16 protein-coding genes and 1 pseudogene are annotated in these 18,907 nt (G+C 72.6%); 7 read left to right on the top strand and 10 right to left on the bottom strand.

The window, feature by feature from the left end; genetic code table 11:
• Nucleotides 1-102 precede the first annotated feature (102 nt).
• The gene (locus AC3ET3_RS25320) at nt 103-1,383 is read left to right on the top strand and encodes an MFS transporter (protein WP_432158242.1); all 1,281 of its coding nucleotides are present in this window, start codon (nt 103-105) and stop codon (nt 1,381-1,383) included.
• Nucleotides 1,384-1,603: 220 nt separating this feature from the next.
• Here AC3ET3_RS25320 and AC3ET3_RS25315 read toward each other — a convergent pair whose 3' ends face one another.
• Complete coding sequence (locus AC3ET3_RS25315) at nt 1,604-2,725, bottom strand: histidinol-phosphate transaminase (RefSeq protein ID WP_435612955.1); 1,122 nt, start codon at nt 2,723-2,725, stop codon at nt 1,604-1,606.
• A 17-nt stretch (nt 2,726-2,742) separates the two neighbouring features.
• On the bottom strand, nt 2,743-3,687 hold the full coding sequence (locus tag AC3ET3_RS25310) for a LuxR family transcriptional regulator (protein ID WP_435612954.1): 945 nt from the start codon (nt 3,685-3,687) through the stop codon (nt 2,743-2,745).
• A gap of 168 nt (nt 3,688-3,855) precedes the next feature.
• Here AC3ET3_RS25310 and AC3ET3_RS25305 point away from each other — a divergent pair, with 168 nt between their 5' ends.
• From AC3ET3_RS25305 to AC3ET3_RS25285, 5 genes are all read left to right on the top strand, one after another.
• Entirely contained in the window at nt 3,856-4,032 is a 177-nt protein-coding gene (locus AC3ET3_RS25305; RefSeq protein ID WP_432158240.1) for a hypothetical protein, read from the top strand.
• Nucleotides 4,033-4,240: 208 nt separating this feature from the next.
• Nucleotides 4,241-4,486 carry a hypothetical protein gene (locus tag AC3ET3_RS25300; protein WP_432133480.1) on the top strand — a complete coding sequence of 82 codons (246 nt, stop codon included), beginning with the start codon at nt 4,241-4,243 and terminating at the stop codon, nt 4,484-4,486.
• A gap of 3 nt (nt 4,487-4,489) precedes the next feature.
• On the top strand, nt 4,490-6,544 hold the full coding sequence (locus AC3ET3_RS25295; protein WP_432133479.1) for an FAD/NAD(P)-binding protein: 2,055 nt from the start codon (nt 4,490-4,492) through the stop codon (nt 6,542-6,544).
• Nucleotides 6,541-7,941, top strand: coding sequence for a nitrosuccinate lyase (locus tag AC3ET3_RS25290; RefSeq protein ID WP_435612953.1), 1,401 nt, complete (start codon nt 6,541-6,543; stop codon nt 7,939-7,941). The genes AC3ET3_RS25295 and AC3ET3_RS25290 overlap by 4 nt, the downstream gene beginning before the upstream one ends.
• 148 nt (nt 7,942-8,089) lie before the next feature.
• The gene (locus AC3ET3_RS25285; protein WP_432133477.1) at nt 8,090-8,833 is read left to right on the top strand and encodes an isocitrate lyase/PEP mutase family protein; all 744 of its coding nucleotides are present in this window, start codon (nt 8,090-8,092) and stop codon (nt 8,831-8,833) included.
• Nucleotides 8,834-8,884: 51 nt separating this feature from the next.
• Here the strand turns inward: AC3ET3_RS25285 and metK are convergent, their stop codons facing one another.
• The 5 genes from metK to AC3ET3_RS25260 all read right to left on the bottom strand — a co-directional run bounded on the left by metK (nt 8,885) and on the right by AC3ET3_RS25260 (nt 14,212).
• A complete protein-coding gene (gene metK, locus AC3ET3_RS25280) occupies nt 8,885-10,075 on the bottom strand; it encodes a methionine adenosyltransferase (RefSeq protein ID WP_432133476.1) in 1,191 nt (396 codons plus the stop codon).
• A gap of 160 nt (nt 10,076-10,235) precedes the next feature.
• Complete coding sequence (locus AC3ET3_RS25275) at nt 10,236-11,207, bottom strand: aldo/keto reductase (protein ID WP_432133475.1); 972 nt, start codon at nt 11,205-11,207, stop codon at nt 10,236-10,238.
• Between the two features lie 81 nt (nt 11,208-11,288).
• Entirely contained in the window at nt 11,289-12,143 is an 855-nt protein-coding gene (locus AC3ET3_RS25270; protein ID WP_435612952.1) for an SDR family oxidoreductase, read from the bottom strand.
• Nucleotides 12,144-12,227: 84 nt separating this feature from the next.
• Nucleotides 12,228-13,202, bottom strand: coding sequence for a ParB/RepB/Spo0J family partition protein (locus AC3ET3_RS25265; protein ID WP_432133473.1), 975 nt, complete (start codon nt 13,200-13,202; stop codon nt 12,228-12,230).
• Between the two features lie 644 nt (nt 13,203-13,846).
• On the bottom strand, nt 13,847-14,212 hold the full coding sequence (locus AC3ET3_RS25260) for a YybH family protein (protein WP_432133472.1): 366 nt from the start codon (nt 14,210-14,212) through the stop codon (nt 13,847-13,849).
• Between the two features lie 102 nt (nt 14,213-14,314).
• Here AC3ET3_RS25260 and AC3ET3_RS25255 point away from each other — a divergent pair, with 102 nt between their 5' ends.
• On the top strand, nt 14,315-15,232 hold the full coding sequence (locus tag AC3ET3_RS25255; protein WP_432133471.1) for a LysR family transcriptional regulator: 918 nt from the start codon (nt 14,315-14,317) through the stop codon (nt 15,230-15,232).
• A gap of 5 nt (nt 15,233-15,237) precedes the next feature.
• Here the strand turns inward: AC3ET3_RS25255 and AC3ET3_RS25250 are convergent.
• The 3 genes and pseudogenes from AC3ET3_RS25250 to AC3ET3_RS25240 form a co-directional block, all read right to left on the bottom strand.
• Nucleotides 15,238-15,600, bottom strand: a pseudogene (locus AC3ET3_RS25250) (IS701 family transposase); the annotation flags it as partial.
• 192 nt (nt 15,601-15,792) lie between these two features.
• Complete coding sequence (locus tag AC3ET3_RS25245) at nt 15,793-17,361, bottom strand: MFS transporter (protein ID WP_435612951.1); 1,569 nt, start codon at nt 17,359-17,361, stop codon at nt 15,793-15,795.
• Nucleotides 17,362-17,397: 36 nt separating this feature from the next.
• The gene (locus AC3ET3_RS25240; protein WP_435612950.1) at nt 17,398-18,768 is read right to left on the bottom strand and encodes an FAD-binding oxidoreductase; all 1,371 of its coding nucleotides are present in this window, start codon (nt 18,766-18,768) and stop codon (nt 17,398-17,400) included.
• Nucleotides 18,769-18,907 lie beyond the last annotated feature (139 nt).

The following is an 18,907-nucleotide window of genomic DNA, read 5'->3' as shown; positions in this document are numbered from 1 at the left end:
GAACCCTCGTCGGGGTGGTGCGGCACCCGCGAGCCGGAAAGACTTCGGTGAGTACGCCATCGGGGTGCCTGTGCCGGACACGGGCCGCGCGGAAGGAAGCGAATGGGCCTCGGCAGGATCATCCCCCCTCAAGGGCCCCCACGGACCCTGGCTCTGGCACAGCTGACCAACTCGGTGGGGGACGGCGCCTACTACGTCTGTTCCGTGCTGTACTTCAGCCGCGTCATCGGGCTGTCGCCGACGCAGATCGGCGCGGCGCTCACCGTCGGCTGGGCGCTCGGCGCGGTCGCCGGCGTCCCGGTCGGCCATCTCGCCGACCGGCGCGGACCGCGCGGCATCGCCATCATCATGTCGCTGGCGACGGGAGCCGCCATCGCCTCCCTCCTCTTCGTCCGCGGCTACCCCGCGTTCCTGGCCGCGGTGTGCCTGTACACGTGCTGCCAGTGCGGTCTCGCGGCGGCCCGGCAGGCCCTGCTGGCAGCGCTGGTGGAGCCCGCCCGGCGCACCGAGACGCGGGCGTACCTGCAGTCGACGGTCAACGCGGGCCTGGCGCTCGGAGCGGCGCTCGGCGGCATCGCGCTGGAGCTCGACAGCGAGGCCGCGTATCTGACCGCGCTGGCGGTGGACGCGCTGTCCTTCGTCCTGGCGGCCGGTGTGCTGTTGCGGCTGCCGGTGCCGACCGGGCGGACCGGGACCGACGACCGCCCGGCGGGTTCCGGTCTGACCGTGCTGCGGGACCGCCCCTACGCTCTGGTCTCGCTGCTCAACATGGTCATGCTGCTGTACATGCCGCTGCTGAGCGTCGTACTGCCGTTGTGGATCGTGGAGCGCACCGCGGCACCGGGCTGGACCGTGTCCGCCCTGCTCGTGCTCAACACGCTCGCCGTGGTCCTCTTCCAGGTGCGTATGGCGTCCCGTGTCTCCGGCCTCCGGTCGGCGTCACGCGCGGTGCGGCACGCGGGCGTCGTGATGCTGCTTGCCTGCCTGTGCTTCGCGCTGTCCGCGGCCGGCGGATCGGCCTGGCTGCCGCTGCTGGTGCTGCTGGTCGCGGCGTGCGCGCAGGTCTTCGGCGAGATGCTGCTGGGCTCGGGTTCCTGGGAAATCGGCTTCGCGCTCGCCCCGGCCGACCAACAGGGGCAGTACCAGGGCTTCTACGGCGCCGGAACGGCTGTGGCGCGGCTCATCGGACCGCTGCTGCTGACCGCCCTCGTCCTGTCCTGGGGCACCGGCGGCTGGCTGGTTCTCGGTGCGCTGTTCCTCGCCGCGGGAGTCGCGATGGAACCGGCCGTCCGATGGGCGGCGGCCGGCCGCGTGGACGGGTCCGGGAAGCTCACGGGCACCGAGCCGTGGCCGGCGCGAGGGAAGAGCCGGATCGGCGACTGAGCCGCGACGGCACCGTGCGCACCTGTTGCACTCGCCTTGCGGATGCCGGTGCGGGCCGGCTGTCGGTGCCGGTGCCGCCCGGGTCCACCGAGTGCCGCCCGGGCCCACCCGGGCGCAGGACGGTTTCGCTGTCCGGCACCCCGGTGCCGGACAGCGCGGGCGCCCGGTCGGACGGGTCCGCCAGGCCCGTACCCTGGCGCCCGGCGGCCGAGCCGACCCGTCAGCGCGCCTTGGGCACGAACCGTGCCGCGATCCGCAGGACGGCGTCGTTCGCCTCCGGCTCGCCCACCGTGATCCGCGTTCCCTCGCCGGGAAAGGCGCGCACGGCCGCCCCCGCCGCGGCACATGCCTCGGCGAACGCCGTCGTGCGCTCGCCCAGCCGCAGCCAGACGAAGTTGGCCTCCGACGTCGCCACGGGCACGTCAGGTCCCAGGGCGCGCAGCGCGCCGGTCAGCCGGTCGCGTTCCTTGACGACGGCCTCCACCCGCTCCAGCAGCTCGTCCTCGGCGGCCAGCGACGCGAGCGCGGCCGACTGGGCGAGCCCGTTCACCCCGAACGGCACCGCGGCGTGCCGGATCCGGGCTGCCTGCTCCTCCTGCGCCACGGCGTAGCCGACCCGCAGACCGGCCAGGCCGTACGCCTTGGAGAAGGTCCGCAGCACGATCAGCCCCGGCCGGTTCCGGTACAGCTCGATGCCGTCCGGGACCTCGGGATCGCGTACGAACTCCCGGTATGCCTCGTCCAGCAGCACCGGGACGCCGTCCGGCACCCGGTCCAGGAAGGACTCCAACTCCGCGGCGGTCACGGCGGTGCCGGTGGGGTTGTTGGGATTGCAGACGATCACCAGCGCGGTGCGCGGGGTGATCGCGTCGGCCATCGCCGCCAGGTCGTGCCGCTCCGCCCGCAGCGGCACCCGCACGGACGTGCCCCGGCACAACTCGGTGAGATGCGGATACGCCTCGAACGACGGCCACGCGTAGACCACTTCGTCGCCCTCGCGCAGCGCGGAGTGCAACAGGTGCTGGGTCACCCCGACCGACCCGGCACCCGTCGCGATGTGCTCGGACGGTACGCCGTGCCGGGCGGCGATCGCCGCGGTCAGCGCGGCGACCGAACGGTCCGGATAACGGTTGACCGTGCCGCTCGCCGCCGCGAGTGCCGCGCGTACCGACGGCAGGGGCGGGAAGGGGTTCTCGTTCGCGGCGAGCGCGTAGCGTGACATGGGCGTGCTTCTCCTGGGAATTCGGTGCCGCGCGGCGAAGGGGCGGCCAAAGTGAAACGGTGAGCAGCTGCTCGGTGACGGTTCCGCCCACGGTGCGCGCCGCCTCCAGCCCCGCGGCACATTCCGGTTTCCAGGCGCTAGGAATCACCGGAACCCGGCTCGCCCGGCATTTGGTCGCTCAGCGCCATGAGATACCCGAGCTGGAGCCGGTGCTGCGCCCCGTAATCGTCCTTAAAACGCGCCACATGCGTCTGGAGCGAACGCAGGCTCAATCCGAGCCGACGGGCGATCTCCTTGTCCGAGCGCCCTTCGATGAGCAGTTTCCGGATCGTTTCGCGCATGTCCGGCATGACGTCCCCGGCTGCTTCCGCGGCCCGCACCGGAACGAACGGAAAAGGCTCGGCCCGGTCCCACTGCCGTGTGAAGACGTCGGTGAGGAAGCCGACCAGTGCCGGTTCCCGGACCAGCACGGCGGTCCTGCGGTCCCGGCTGCCCGGAATGAACGCGACCGTCCGGTCGATGATGATGAGCCGCTCGAAGAACTCGGGCAGCGTGCGCACCTGGACACCGAACTCCGTCACCGCCTTGACGTATTGCTTGGTCGGTTCGTCGAACCGCGTGCTGTGCTGGTAGAGCGTCCGCATGGCCACGCCGGCGGCCAGCTGCCGGCGCACCGCGGCGAGTGCGTCCCGCAGCACGGCGTGCGGGCGCGATCCGTCCGGCTGGGCGGTGAGGATCTCGCTGCGGGCCCCGTCCAGCTCATTCTGTATCGCGCTATTGATGTCCGGAAGGCCGTACAGATAGCGAAAAGCGGAATGTGCGGTGCCGCTTCCCGTGGGGAGGGGGCGGACGCCGGGTTCCGGTCGCGGGGCCGTCGGTGCCCAGTCCGCCTGCTCCGCGACCGCGCGCGACAGGCCGCTGAGCGCCTCGGCGACATTCCGCATGGTGGTGCGGTAGTCCGCGCCTTTATGTGTGAGCCTGTCCGAACAGGCGGCTATTGCCTCCTCGATCGCGTTGACCCCCTTCGGCCGCGAGGTCATCCCTGCGATTCCCGTGCCCGTTTTACGCTGAGCTGTTTCCATTTCAATCCTTCGCTTCACGGCAGTGCGCCGACCCGAAGCATGTTAGGTCTTCTTTGTTCCCTTCCGGGCCGCGACGGTTGTTCTGTCGGGGGACCGGCGGGGCATGCGCTTGCTCGCCCAGTTCCGTAATCCGTGTTGTCCGATGTCTTTAGGTAGTGGAGGCGAGTCATGTACGGCGGCATTACCGGTTGCCACACCCTGACGGAGGCCCGGCCCGGCTCTTCGCGGCCGGCCGCCACCGAACCGCTGCGGGACGACGACGTCGGCTGGAACCGGTTCGGCACGGCCCCCACGGCCGGGCCCGGCCGGCCCGGCTCCGGTCCGCGAGTGCTCGCTCTGGCCTGACGGGAGGCCATGCGAGTCCGCTCCTCCTGGCCGGCGCGGACCGTCGGGCCCGCTCCTGCCAGGAGTACCCGGGGGCTGCCGACGGCCGTACCCGGCCGACCGCGGCGGGACTGACCCCGTGGGCCGAGGTCCGGCACTCCGGACCGCACGATCTCGGCCGCGCCCCGCCCCTCGTCGACCTCCCCCGCTCGACTGCCGCCCGGAGCCGATGTTGCCCGCGCTCGCCGTCCTGGAACGGCGGATGCGGCCCGGCGTGATCGTCCTCGCCCTGGGCTCCACGGGCCCCTGCCCCGACCGGGTTTCCGACGGCGAGGACCACTACTCGGTGCCCCTGCCGGTCGGCTCGGGGCGGGAAGTCTCCATCCGCCTCACCCCGGCCCCCGGCAGTTCCCGGCCCGGCACGCCTCCCGCCGCCGGCCCCGCCACGCCCACGCCACAGTCCAGCGGAGAGTGACCCTTGAACAGCACACACTCGGAGATCTGCGTCGTCGGGGCGGGACCCCGCAGCGTGTCCGTCCTGGAACGGCTGCTCGCCCAGGAACGCAAGTCGCCCTCACGGGAGCGCATCACCGTGCACGTCGTCGACCCCTCGCCGCCCGGACCGGGACGGGTCTGGCGCACCACGCAGTCCGAGCACCTGCTCATGAACACGGTGGCATCCCAGGTCACCGTGTTCACCGACAGCAGCGTCAGCATCTCCGGCCCGGTCGAGGACGGCCCCAGCCTGTACGAGTGGGCGCGCCGCCTCGCGGACGCCACCCTCACCCCGCCCGTTCCCGACGGCCCGGACGAGCGGATCCTCGCCGAGGCACGCGCGCTGGGACCGGACTCCTACCCCACCCGCGCCTTCTACGGCCACTACCTGCGCTGGGTTTTCCGGCTGCTGGTCGCCACCGCCCCGGACCACATCACCGTCCGCGTGCACATCGCGCTGGCCGTCGCCCTCGACGACGCCGGTCCCGGCCCGGACGCACCGCAGACCGTGCTGCTCGACGACGGCACCCGGCTGACCGGACTGGACGCCGTGGTGCTGGCCCAGGGGCACCTGCCCGAGCTGCCCACCGCCGAGACACGGCGGTTCGCCGACTTCGCCGCCACGCACGGGCTGACGTATCTCGGACCCGCCAACCCCGCCGACCACGACCTGTCCGGCATCGCCCCCGGCCGGCCCGTGCTGCTGCGCGGCCTCGGCCTCAACTTCTTCGACCACCTGGCCCTGTTCACGCTCGGCCGCGGCGGTTCCTTCACCCGGGTCGACGGCCGGCTCGTCTACACCGCGTCCGGCGAGGAGCCCCGGCTCTTCGCCGGCTCCCGGCGCGGCGTGCCCTACCACGCCCGCGGCGAGAACGAGAAGGGGCCCCACGGCCGCCACGAGCCCCGGCTTCTCGACCCGTTGCGGGTCGCGGCGCTGCGCGAACGCGCACGGCGCGGCGACCGGGTCTCCTTCCGAACCGACTTGTGGCCCCTCGTCGCCAGGGAGGTGCAGGGCGTCTACTACGCGGCCCTGCTGGCCGCCCGCGGAGAGGACCCGACGGCGTTCGCCGACGCCTACGCGCGCCTCGCCGACGACCAGGAGGAGGAGTTCCTGAGCGCCGCGGGCATCGGGCAGGGGGACCGCTGGGACTGGGAGCGCATCTCCCGGCCCTACGGCGACCGCGAGTTCACCTCCGTGGCCGACTACCGCGCCTGGCTGCTCGGGCATCTGCGCCGGGACGTGGCCGAGGCCAGGGCGGGCAACGTCAGCGGGCCGCTGAAGGCCGCCCTCGACGTGCTGCGCGACCTGCGCAACGAGATCCGGCTCGTGGTGGACCACGCCGGCATCGAGGGCAACTCCTACCGGGACGACCTGCAGGGCTGGTACACCCCGCTCAACGCCTTCCTGTCCATCGGGCCGCCCGTCTCCCGCATCGAGGAGCTGATCGCCCTCGTCGAGGCCGGCGTCGTCGAGATCCTGCCGCCGGGGCTGCGGGTGGACGCCGTGGCCGACGGGCCGGCCGGTCCCGCCTTCGTGGTGGGCGCCGGGCCGGCGGCGGGCGGGACTCCGCCGTTCACCGCGCTCGTCGAGGCCCGGCTGCCCGAGCCCGACCTGCGCCGCACCGGCGACCCCCTGCTGCGCCACCTGCTGCGCACCGGCCAGTGCCGCCCGCACCGGATACCCGGCGCCGGGGGAACCGGCTACGAGACCGGCGGACTCGACGTCACGGAGCGCCCGTACCGTCTCGTGGACGCCGCCGGCCGGGCCCACCCGCGGCGCTTCGCCTACGGCGTGCCCACCGAGGCCGTGCACTGGGTGACGGCGGCCGGTATCCGTCCGGGCGTGGGCTCGGTGACCCTGGAGGACGCCGACGCCATCGCCCACGCCGTACTGTCGCTGCCGGCCCGGACCGCGGACGCGACGCCGCGAGTGGCCGACGGGGGACCGGTGGAGGTGGCGCCGCAAGTGACCGGCGCGGGACCGGCGGACGCGACCGCGCGGGTAGCCGGCGCGGGACCGGCGGAGGTGACCGCATGACGCGCGGCGCCCTCGGCCTCGACTGCGGCCTGCTGTCCCCGGTGCGGGCCGGCACCCCGGTGGAGGAGGCGACCGGGGACCGGGCCTGGCTGCAGGCCATGCTGGACGCGGAGGCCGCGCTGGCGCGGGCCCAGGCCGGGCTTGGGGCCCTGCCCGCCGCGGCCGCCGCCGCCATCACCGAGGCAGCCGACGCCGACCTGCTCGATGCCCGCGCGCTCGCTCTGGCGGCCCGCGAGACGGCCAACCCGGTGGTCGGACTGGTACGCGCGTTCACCGCCGTGGTGGCCGAGGCGGACCCGGCCGCCGCCGAGTACGTGCACCGCGGATCCACCAGCCAGGACATCCTGGACACCGGGACCATGCTGGTCGCGGCCCGCGCGCTGGGCCTCGTCGTCGCCGATCTGCGCACCACCGCCGAGGAGTTGGGCCGCCTCGCCGGGGCGCACCGGAACACCGTCATGGCCGGCCGCACCCTGGCCCTGCACGCGGTGCCCACCACGTTCGGGCTCAAGGCGGCGGGCTGGCGGTCCCTGGTCCTGGACGCCGCCGAACGGCTTGAGCGGATCCTGGACCACGGGCTCCCGGTGGCGCTGGGCGGCGCCGCAGGCACCCTCGCCGGATACTTGGAGTACGCCCACCTGGACGGTGCGCCGGGGGCCGCCGACCCGGGCGGCTACGCCGACGCGCTGGCCGCCGCCTTCGCGGAGGAGACCGGTCTGGCCCGGCCGGTGCTGCCCTGGCACGCGCTGCGCACCCCGGTCGCCGACCTCGGTAACGCGCTCGCGCACACCGCGGCCGGCCTCGGCAAGATGGCGGCGGACGTGCAGGTGCTGACTCGTACCGAGATCGGCGAGGTGGCCGAGCCCGCCCCGGCCGGCCGGGGCGCCTCCTCCGCGATGCCGCACAAGCGCAACCCGGTGCTCGCCACCCTGATCCGTTCGGCCGCCCTCCAGGTCCCGGTGCTGGCCGCCGGGCTGACCCAGTGCCTGACCACCGAGGACGAGCGGTCCGCCGGTGCCTGGCACGCCGAGTGGACTCTGCTGCGGGAGGCCCTGCGCCTGGCGGGTGGCGCCGCGCACACGGCGGTGGATCTCGCCCGCCGCCTGACCGTGCACGCCGACCGGATGCGGGCCAATCTCGACCTGACGGGCGGCCAGATCGTCTCCGAGCGGCTCGCCGCGGTCCTCGCGCCCCGGCTAGGCAAGGCACCGGCCCGGCAACTGCTGACCGACGCCTCCGCGCGGGCCGCGGCCGACGGAACACCACTCGCCGACGTCCTGGCGACCCTGCCGGAGCTGGCCGGGGTCCTCGGCCCGGACGAACTGACCGCGCTCCTCGACCCGGCCCACTACACCGGTGCCGCGGCCGACTTGGTGAGCCGTGCTCTGAAACGCTAGAACACCCACGGACCGGCCCCGGCCGGTCCGGGCCGCCCGCGCGGCCACCGTACCCACCCCGCCGACCGCCGGGTGGACGCGTCTTTCCCGTCGCCCCGGGCCGGACAGCCCGGCGCGGCGGCCTTCACCCAGCCCCAGGAGACAGCCCATGACCACCCCCACCACCCGTACCGACCTCTTCCGCGACCTGCACGAGCGGACCGACCCGGCCGATCCCTTGGTGATCCCCAACGTCTGGGACGCGGTGAGCGCCCGCGTGTTCGCGGAGGCCGGGTACGCGGCGCTGGCCAGCTCCAGCGCCGCGGTCGCCGCCGTGCTCGGGTACCGCGACGGCGGCGAGACCCCGGCCGGCGAGATGTTCGACGCGCTCGCCCGGGTCGTGCGTGCCGTCGACGTCCCGGTCACCGTGGACGTCGAGGACGGGTACGGGCTGCCGCCCGCGGAACTGGTGGAGCGGCTGCTCGCCGTCGGAGCCGTCGGCTGCAACCTGGAGGACACCGACCACCGCACGGGCACGCTCAAGGACGCCCGCGCGCACGCCGACTGGCTGGCGGAGGTCACGGCCGTGGCCGGCGGCCGGCTCGTGGTCAACGCCCGGGTGGACAGCTACCTGCACGGCGACCAGGGCACCGAGCAGGCGATCGGCCGCGCCCTGCTGTACACGGAGGCCGGCGCGGACGTGGTGTACCCGATCCTGGCCCCGGTGCCGCTGCTGCCCGAACTCGCCGGCGCCGTCGCCGTCCCGCTCAACGCCCTGCACCGGCCCGGCGGTCCGGACCCCGCCGAACTGGGCCGGCTCGGCGTCACGCGCGTCACCTTCGGAGAGGGACTGCACCGGCGCGCCACCGCCGCCCTGCACGACATCGCCCGGTCCCTGACCGGTAACGGCTGAGCGGCCGTCCCGGGCACGCACCGCGTGCCCGGGACGGCCGCTCAGGCCGTGTCACAGTCCGACGAGGGCCCGCAGGTCGGCGGCGCGGTCGGTGCGTTCCCAGGTGAACTCGGGCAGTTCCCGGCCGAAGTGGCCGTACGCGGCGGTCCGGGCGTAGATCGGGCGGAGCAGGTCGAGGTCGCGGATGATCGCGGCCGGGCGCAGGTCGAAGACCTCGTCGATCGCCTTCCCGATCACCTCGGGGCCGACCGTGTGGGTGCCGAAGGTCTCGATGAACAGGCCGACGGGCTCGGCCTTGCCGATCGCGTACGCGACCTGGACCTCGCAGCGCGTGGCCAGCCCCGCCGCCACGACGTTCTTCGCGACCCAGCGCATCGCGTACGCGGCCGAGCGGTCCACCTTGGAGGGGTCCTTGCCGGAGAACGCGCCGCCGCCGTGCCGGGCCATGCCCCCGTACGTATCGATGATGATCTTCCGGCCGGTCAGCCCCGCGTCGCCCATCGGACCTCCGATGTGGAACCGGCCGGTGGGGTTGACCAGCAACCGGCACCCGTCCGTGTCGATGCCGATGCCGTCCTCGGCCAGCCGCGCCAGCTCCACGTCGACGACGTTCCGGCGAATCTCGGGCACCAGCAGGTCCATGGCGACGTCCGACGCGTGCTGCGCGGAGACCACGACCGTGTCGAGGCGGACCGCGCGGTCGCCGTCGTACTCGACGGTGACCTGCGTCTTGCCGTCCGGCCGCAGGTAGGGCATGTTCCCGTCGCGGCGGACCCCGGCCAGGCGCTGGGCCAGCCGGTGGGCGAGCCGGATCGGCAGCGGCATCAGTTCCGGTGTCTCGTCCGTCGCGTATCCGAACATCAGGCCCTGGTCGCCGGCGCCCTGTGCGGCCAGCGGATCGGCGTCCGCGTCCTCGGTGTCGACACCGCGCGCGATGTCGGGGGACTGGGCGCCGATGGAGACCGAGATACCGCAGGAGGCACCGTCGAAGCCCTTCGCCGACGCGTCGTAGCCGATGTCGAGCACGGCGTCGCGGACGAGGCCGGGCACGTCCGCGTAGGCGCTGCTGGTCACTTCACCGGCCACGTGCACCTGGCCGGTGGTGAGAAGCGTCTCCACGGCCACGCGCGAGCGCGGGTCCCGCGCCAGGAGCGCGTCGAGGACCGCGTCGCTGATCCGGTCGGCCATCTTGTCGGGATGGCCCTCGGTGACGGACTCCGAAGTGAACAGGCGGCGGGGCATGGGACTCCCTCGGGTTCGCAGCGGCTGCTGACGGTCTGTACGAAGCGGAGCGGGACGGGACGCCGGAGCACTACGGAGCGGGGCGGCCCGAAGCAGATCGGACCGAACCGGGCGGTGCGGGGCCGTCCTGTACGGCGGAGACCGGTGCGGGACCGGCCGGTCACCAGGCGTACGCCTCGGGGGCGGGCCGGTGGCCGGGGAAGATCTCGTCGAGCCGGGCCAGGGCCTTCGGTTCCAGCACCACGTCCAGCGCTCCCAGCGCGCCGTGCAGCTGGTCGAGCGTGCGGGGGCCTACGACGGGCGCGGTGACGGCCGGGCAGGCGAGCAGCCAGGCCAGCGCGACGTGGCCCGGCTCCTCGCCCAGTTCGGCGGCGAAGTCCTCGTACTCCTGGATCTGCGGGCGCCGCGTCGCGAGCGCGGCGGCGGCGCGGGCGGCTGTGCGCCTGACCCCGCGCCGCTCGTCCCGCAGCACCCCGGCGAGCAGGCCGCTGTGCAGCGGTGACCAGGGCAGCAGGCCGATCCCGTAGCGCTGCGCGGCCGGTACGACCTCCAGTTCGACGGTGCGTTCGAGGAGGTTGTAGTGCGACTGCTCGCTGACCAGTCCGGGCAGGTGCCTCGCGCGGGCCGACTCCTGCGCCTCGGCCAGGTGCCAGCCGGCGAAGTTGCTGGATCCGACATAGACGATCTTGCCCTGGGCCACCAGGACCTCCATCGCCTGCCAGATCTCCTCCCAGGGCGTGGACCGGTCGACGTGGTGCATCTGGTAGAGGTCGATGTGGTCGGTGCGCAGCCGGCGCAGGCTGGCCTCGACGGCACGGCGGATGTGCAGGGCGGAGAGCCCGCCCTCGTTGGGCCAGGAGCCCATGTCCGAGTACACCTTGGTGGCGAGCACGGTCCGTTCGCGGCGGCCGCCGCCCCGCGCGAGCCAGTTGCCGATGACCGTCTCCGTCAGGCCGGGGTGCTCCGGCCAGCCGTAGAGGTCGGCGGTGTCCACGAAGTTGACGCCCGCGTCGAGCGCGGCGTCCAGGATGCGGTGCGCCTCGGACTCCTCGGTGTGCACACCGAAGTTCATCGTGCCCAGGCAGAGCCGGGAGACACGCAGTCCGCTGCGGCCGAGGTGGGTGTACTCCATGACCGTCCTTTCGGGCCGGGGTCGCAGGCCGGGGATGGCGATCCGGCGGCTGCATGGCGAAGGCGGGGGAGCGGGCCGGTCTCAGCCGAAGGCGCGGGCGTGATCGGCGGCCCACTGGGTGAAGGTACGGGCTGGCCGGCCCGTCAGGTCCGGCACGGCCGAGGTGACCGGCAGGGCGGTGGCCGGGTCGCGCTCCGTCTCGGACCACTCGCCGAGCAGGTCGCCGACGATGCCCGGCCGCAGGAACCGTTCGGCCTCGGACCGCCAGGTCGCCGGCTCGATGCGCGCCACGCGCAGCGGGCGACCCGTCGCCTGCCCGATGGCCGCCACCTGCTCGGCCTGCGAGACGAGCGCGGGTCCGGTGACGGTGTAGTGCCTGCCGTGGTGCCCGTCCGTGAGGAGGGCGCGGACGGCCGCCGCGGCGAGGTCGGCCTCATGGATCACTGGGCAGACGGCGTCCGGGTGCGGTAGCCGCACCACGCCGTCTGCCCGTGCGCCAGGGGCCCACCACAGCGCGTTGGTGGCGAACGGAGCCGGTCGCAGTACCGTCCACTCTTCGGGACCGTTCTCGGCGAGTGCCGCCTCGGCGGCCCGGTATCGCGGGTAGACCCAGGAGCCGCGGTCCCGGGCGGTGAGCCCCGCCGCCCAGGCCCCGGTGAACAGCACCACCCGGCGTACCCCGGCACGCTTCGCCGTCTCGGCGAATGCCGGGATGGCGTCGAGAACGGGGAAAAGAAAAGCGGAAGTCACTCCGTCGAGCGCTGCGTGCAGACTTTCCGGCGCGGTCAGATCACCACGCACGACCGTCACCCCGGACGGCACGTCGGCCTCTTCCGGATGACGGGTCAGAATGCGTACTTCGGCTCCCGCGGAAATGAGTTCCCGCACCACATGACGGCCTGTCTTGCCGGTGGCCCCGGTCACCAGAATTGTCATGTGCAGAGCATAGGCACTTCTTCTCGATTCCACGAGGGCCGCTGAATTCGACGGCCGCGGCGAGGGATTCCGCAGGCCGTGGAATCAGGCGACCGTGTTCGTCGGTCCCCGGCCGTCGACCGCGCGGGCCCGCTCCTCCAGTTGCTGCGCCGCATCCCCCCACGACGCCGCGCACTCGCGCGCCGCGGCAGCCACCTTGGCGGCGCAGTGGGCGGGTATTCGGTTCACGAGTTCCTCCCACCGTCGGTTGGCCAGGGCGTGGGTGTCCAGGAGCCGCAGCAGGAACCGCCCATGCTCGGTCAGCCGGATCGAGGGGTCCCGCTTCAGCATCATCAGGGTCTCCGCCAGGGCGAAGTCGGGGACCGCGGACCCGGAGTCCCGCGCGGGGGCCACCGGGGGCGCCGCCGGTGTGCCCCCGGTCTTTCTGGGAAGAGTGGGACTCACGCCGTCCTGCACGCGCTGGCGCACGTCGCGCGCGGTGGCCAGGGACAGGCCGCTCTCCCGGGCGATCTCGCGCAGGCTGGCCTGCGGATGAGCGCGGGCGTACTCGCCGGCCAGCCGACGCTGCTCGGAATTGTCGACCAGCCGGGACCGGCCGTCGCGCCCGATGCGGGCGTTCAACTGAGGAATCGCGTCACTTGAACGCCGGCGGATGGCGCCCACGGTCTTCGGCGACAGCCCGGTGGCGACGGCGATCATGCGGTCCGACCAGTCGGGGTGCGAGCGGATGATGCGCAGCGCTGCGGCGTTGCGGTCGGCGCGGGTGAGCGGCAGGCCGTGGCGGGCGTTGCGCTCCACCGCGAGCAGGAAGGCCTCCTTGGCGTCTCCGTCGAAGAACTGGACGTCGATGTGGGTCCGGCCGTTGAGGCGTGCGGCGCGCAGCCGGTGCACGCCGTCTATGACGCGGCGGGTCGCGCGGTGGACGATGATCGGCGGCAGCGGCGCTTCACACTGGGCGAGATGGCGGATGTGCTCCTCGTTCTCACCGGAAACGCGCGGGGAGTCATCGGTGGACAACGAGTCGATGGGTGCCCGCTCGACCGGCAGACTGTCCGCCAAAGCGTTCCAGAGTTCCGCCGTTTCGCAGATTGCGGGGTCTGCGGGGCGGGCCGCTCGGAAATCAGTCACAGTCATTCTCAATCTCCTATTCCGATGTGCCTGCGAAATAAACAAAGATGAGAGATTGACGCGCGTGTCAGGGTCGGGTCAGCGGCGGATGCCGCCCCGGAGGTGAGATCTCCGCCGGAGACGGTGGTCGCGAGCGGTCGTCTCCCGCGGCCGGAACGCCGGTGGCGGGAACGGGGCGGTGACACGCGAAAGCCCGGCCGCCGATGCGGCGCCGCGGCGAAAGCCATCGCGGGCCGAGCGGGCCGGGTTGAGGAAGGCGGATCGCGACAACGGTCCGCCGGGCGACAATAACAGGCCGCTGGATGGCGGAAATGGGTCGTCGGGCCGGAAAATGGAGCCATGCAGAACTGACCACTGCGTAGAGCCTCCCCCGTGTGGCCCCAAACCTGCCGCCGTGCACCTTAAATCCGGTGAATGTGTGACGTCAACGCGTGACGAGCACGTCACGCAGACGAATGTCGTGTCCCGGTCGGGACAACATGCTTTTCGGCCGGAGACGAGATCCTTCCGGACGCTGGGCGCCTGCCGCTACGGCCGGTGGCGCCCAGGCGCGGATGGCCGGAACCGTTGGGCCGTCAGCTCGTCGGCGGACGGAACTCCGGCTGGTCGATGACGCGCTGCCAACTGCCGTCGGCCTGCCGCCTGACCACCTGAGCGCGGGCGCCTGCGCCGTCCTTCGGCGGCGTGGAGGTCAGTGCGATGTCACCGCAGACCAGGGTCGGGAGGGGCTCCTCCGGCTCGAAGCGCGGAGCGTTGGCCAGCACCTTCTCCCACAGTTGGCGGATGGCTTCCCGGCCAACCGTGACGCTGCCCGGCGGGTAGGCCATCACCGCCTCCTCCTCGTACAGCGCGGCGAGGCCGGCGGCGTCGCCCGCGTTGGCGCGCTCCACGAAGAGGCGGGTGATGTCCTCCGGCTTCATGGCCTTCTCGTTCTCGGACACAGTCATCCTTTCCTGCTGGTCAGGTACCAACGTGGCAATTTTCCATCGTTGGCCGAGAACAAGTCCAATTGCTTGTGGCGATCGGTGTTATAACTTGGGGTTATGGAGATCAGGCAGCTGAGGTACTTCATCGCCGTGGCGCAGGAAGCCAATTTCACGAGGGCCGCGGAGCTGGTCCATATCAGCCAACCAGGGATCAGTGCGCAGATCCGCCAGCTCGAAAACGATCTCGGGGCCACGCTGATCGACCGCTCCGGCCGCAATGTCGCCTTGACCGCCGTCGGCGAGGTGGTGCTGGCCCACGCGAAGGCCGTGTTGTCCTCGATGGAGTCGCTGCGGCACGCGGTGGACGAGATGAACGGCCTCGTGCGCGGCAGGCTCGTGGTCGGAATGGTCACGGCCTGCACGGTCCAGCCGTTGTTCGATGCTCTGTCGAGCTTCCACCTCGCCCACCCGGGTGTCGAGATCAGCCTGCTCGAGGAGGACTCCGGCAAGCTGGTCGACTACGTCCGTGAGGGCAGCGTCGACCTGGCCCTGATCGGGGCGGCCCACCGGGCGCCGGAGGATCTGGACGGCTGGCAGGTGATCAGCGAGCCGATCGTCGCCGCCGTGCCGGTGAGTCATCCACTGGCCGGAAAGAGCGGTATCACGCTCGCCGAACTCAGCACCTACCCGATCATCTGCCTGCCCGAGGGGACCGGCATCCGGGCGACGCTCGACCAGGTGTCCGCCTCGCTCGGTCTGACCCCGACCATCGCCCTTCAGGCCAGCGCCCCCGGGGCGGTGATGAACCTCGCCGAGCGCGGCCTCGGTGTGGCGGTGCTCTCCGAGTCCATGACCGCCGGGCAGCCGGGGCTGCAGACCGTGGCCATCACCGACGCCGACGTGCCCGCGGTGCTCGCCCTGGTCTCCGCGCCGAACAAGAGCCCGGCCCTGCGCGAACTGCTCCTGCACTGCCGCCAGTCCTTCGGCGACACCACCGTGGCCCAGCCCGTCGCCTCGATGAGCGGGGCCCAGTAGGACTCCGTCAGGTTGCGTCCCTCGAAGTGGTCCAGGCCGAGGCCGTGCTCGAGTTCGCGGCAGTCGTGCTCGATGCGCCGGTGGGTCTTGGCGAGGAGGACCGGTTCGGCGAACGGGGTGTTGTCGGCGGGCAGGTCGGAGAGCCAGTAGTCGGTGGGCTCTTCGGCGCCTTGGGGCCATTCGAGCAGCGGCGTGACCTCGGACGGGACACCGTCCCAGAAGCCCTCCCGTGCGGTGGCGGCGGCCTCGGCCGGACGGCGGGCCCGGACGCCGGCCGTCCGCACCCGCAGTGCCACACAGTGTGAGCGCATCGGCCCGCGGAAGCCTTCGCGCCGGCTTACGACGGTGAACGCCTGCCGTTCGCGGCCGGCGCAGTCCTACCAGAGGGTCTGCCGTCACATTTCCGTCGTCGCCCGAAGGGGGCACCGCGCCGTCCGGTGCGGGCCAGGCGTCGGGGGCGGAGGGGAATGTGAGGGCGGACCCTGGCGGACCCTTGGACATGACGTCGGGGCCCGTCGCCGCCACGGCGTCGGGCCCCGACATCATGTGGTCGGCCCGCGTCAGCTCTCCGCGGCCACCGGGGACTGGCCGGGCGCGTCCGTCGCGGCGGGCTGGGGCTGCTGAGCCGCCTGGAAGTCGGCGGGCCGGATCAACACCAGCGACAGCACACCGCCCAGCAGGGCCAGCCCGGCGGAGATCCCGAGCAGGGTGTTGAGTCCGTCCACGAACCCGGTCGTGGCGATGTCCTGCACCTTCTCCGCGTACTGCCCGGGCACCGCGCGCACCGCCTGCGCGGTCTCGCCACCACGGGTCAGGGTGGCCAGCTGGTCACTGCGGCCCGCCAGCTCCGGCACTTCGCGCAACCCGTCGTGGAAGCGGTTGCTGATGATGCTCGCGAAGGTGGAGCCGAGCACCGCGACGCCGGCGCTCACCCCGAGCTGACGGAACGTGCCGTTGACACCCGAGGCCATGCCGGAGCGGGAGAAGTCCACCACGCCCACGGCGGTGGAGGCGAGCGGCGGGTTGACCAGTCCGGCGCCGAGGCCGCCCAGCACCAGACCGGGAATGAAGTGCTCCCAGCCGGTCGACTCGTTGATCCCGCCCATCAGCAGCAGCGCTGCACCCACCAGCACCAGGCCGCCGCCGATCATGTAGCGGGGCTGGATCTTCGCGCTGAGCCGGCCGGCGATCAGGGAGGCGACCAGCATCGAGAGCGAGGCCGTGAGCAGCCGCAGACCGGTCTCCAGGGAGGAGTAGTCCAGGGCCTCCTGGAAGTAGATGGCCAGGAACAGGAACATCGCGAACAGCGAGCCGTTCATCGCGAACGCGGCGATGGAGCCGCCGACGAAGGTGGGGATGCGGAACAGCCGCAGGTCGAACATGGGCTCCGCGGAGCGTCCCTCGACGACCAGGAAGGCGATCAGCAGCACACCGCCGAGGGTCAGTCCGGTCACCGCACGGGAGTCGCTCCACGCGGTCTCGCCGGCGCGGATGAGGCCGTAGATGAGGGTGGCGAGGCCGCCGGTGAGCAGGACGAAGCCGGGCCAGTCCAGCCGTCGGGCGAAGGGCGACTTCGACTCGTCGACGCGCAGGGCGATGATCAGGGAGACCACCACGCCGATCGGCACGTTGATCAGGAAGATGCCGCGCCAGCTGATGCCGCTGGAGATCAGACCGCCGGCCACCGGGCCGATGGCGGAGGCCAGACCGGTGATCATGCCCCACACGCCGAACGCCATGCCGCGTTCCTTGCCCTGGAAGCTGCCCGCGAGCAGGGCGAGTCCGGTGGCGAACATGATCGATCCGCCGATGCCCTGCAGCACCCGGGACAGGATCAGCATCAGGGGGGACTGCGCCACACCGCAGAGCAGGGAGGCGAGGGTGAACACACCCACGCCGAGGGCGTAGAGACGTTTGCGGCCGAACCGGTCGGCCAGTGTGCCGCTGGTCAGCAGGAAGGCGGCGAGGGCCAGCGCGTACCCGTCGATCACCCACTGGAGATCGGCGAAGCTCGCTTCCAGGTCCTGCTGCACGTCGGGCATGACGACGTAGACGATGGTGGTGTCCAGCAGGAGCATGAACGTCCCGCCGCACACCCCCAACAGGGTCCACCATTTCTTTTCCATCATCGTTCCTTCTGCTGTCCGAGCGGTCGGGGCGGTCTGCTACCGCGGGGCGGGAGCGGGGGGGATGTTGTGGTTCAACCGGAAGAGGTTTCCGGGGTCGTATGCGGCCTTGATCCGGCGGAGCCGCAGGTAGTCGTCGGGTGTGTAGGCGAGCCTGACCTCGTCGGCGGTGGCGTTGGCGCCGTAGAGGAAGTTCAGGCAGCGCCCGGTGGTGAGCGAGGACAGGGCGTCCATGAGCCCGCTGTGCGCCGCCCGCACGGCGTCGGCGTCGTCCTCGGTGACCCGGTCGAGCACCGCGAGCAGATAGCCGGCCTCGCGGTTGCCGACGCAGTTCGCCTCCCGCGGCACCCGCGCGAGCGCGCCGCCGAGGTGACGCACCTCCACCACGCTGGTGATCGGCGCGTCCGGCCCGGCGAGTGCGAGAACGGTGCCGACCGTCTCCTCGTCGAGGTCCCTGAGCATGGCGTTGGTGCCGACGTAGGCCGCGGGAGGGACGGGGTCGTTGTGGATCGTGCCGGACTCCGTGTACGGCAGCTCGCGCACCGAGTCGGCCAGGCGCGGGCCGAGGGCACGCAGCGGGGCGATCAGGTGCTCCCCGGCCGCCGGGTCGCCGAGGAAGGCGATCCGCACGTGCACCACGTACCGGCCGCGCAGGGGAGGGGGCAGCGAGGGCAGGTCCGGCAGCGGGACCAGTGCCAGGGAGGAGGTCATCTCCTCCGGCACCGTCCTGGTCCAGCGGAGATAGGCGCCGAGGATCTCCCGCGCGGCGGCGCCGTCGAAGTAGAGACCGCCGCCGTACAGGCGCTCGACCGGGACCAGGTCGACCTCCAGGGCGGTGACGACGCCGAAGTTGTCCCGGCCGCCGCGCAGCGCCCAGAAGAGGTCCGGTTCACCGTCCGCGGTGACGTCCCGCAGCCTGCCGTCCGCGGTGACGACCTCGATCCGGCGGACATGGTCGGCCGCGTAGCCGTACTTCCGCGCCAGCAGCCCGATTCCGCCGCCGAGGGTGTAGCCGACCGCGCCGACGTTCGGGGCACTGCCGTTGAGCGGGGCCAGCCCGTGCACGGCGGCGGCCTCGACCACCTGCTGCCAGGCCACTCCCGCGCCCAGGCGCGCCGTCCGGGCCCCGGCGTCGATGCGTACCTCGTCCATGCGGCGGGTGCTGACCAGGACGCCGGTGCCGGCCGGCAGCGCGGGGCAGTGACCGGTGGCCTGTACGCCCACGGGAAGGCCGTGCGCGGCGCCGAACTCCACCGCCAGCTGGACGTCCTTCGGCTCGGCCGCGCCGACGACGACCGCCGGGCGGTGCGGCCGGTGGGTCTGGTAGCGGGCGCGCTCCTCGTCGTAGCCGTCCGAGGCCGCCGTGAACAGCGGTCCCCTGACACTCGCGGCCAGCCGGTCGGCGGCCACGGCCAAGTCCTCCTGAGAGGGGCGAGGTTCGAGGACAGGGGGCACCATCCGTTCCTTTCGTGTGAGGACGACAGTGCCGCTGACGGGGGTTTGCAGCGGCACCGTCGTCACCTTCATGTTTCCGGCGATGCGATCAGAA

This window comes from Streptomyces sp. bgisy159 (assembly GCF_057707805.1).
This window is presented reverse-complemented; position numbering and strand designations above follow the sequence as displayed.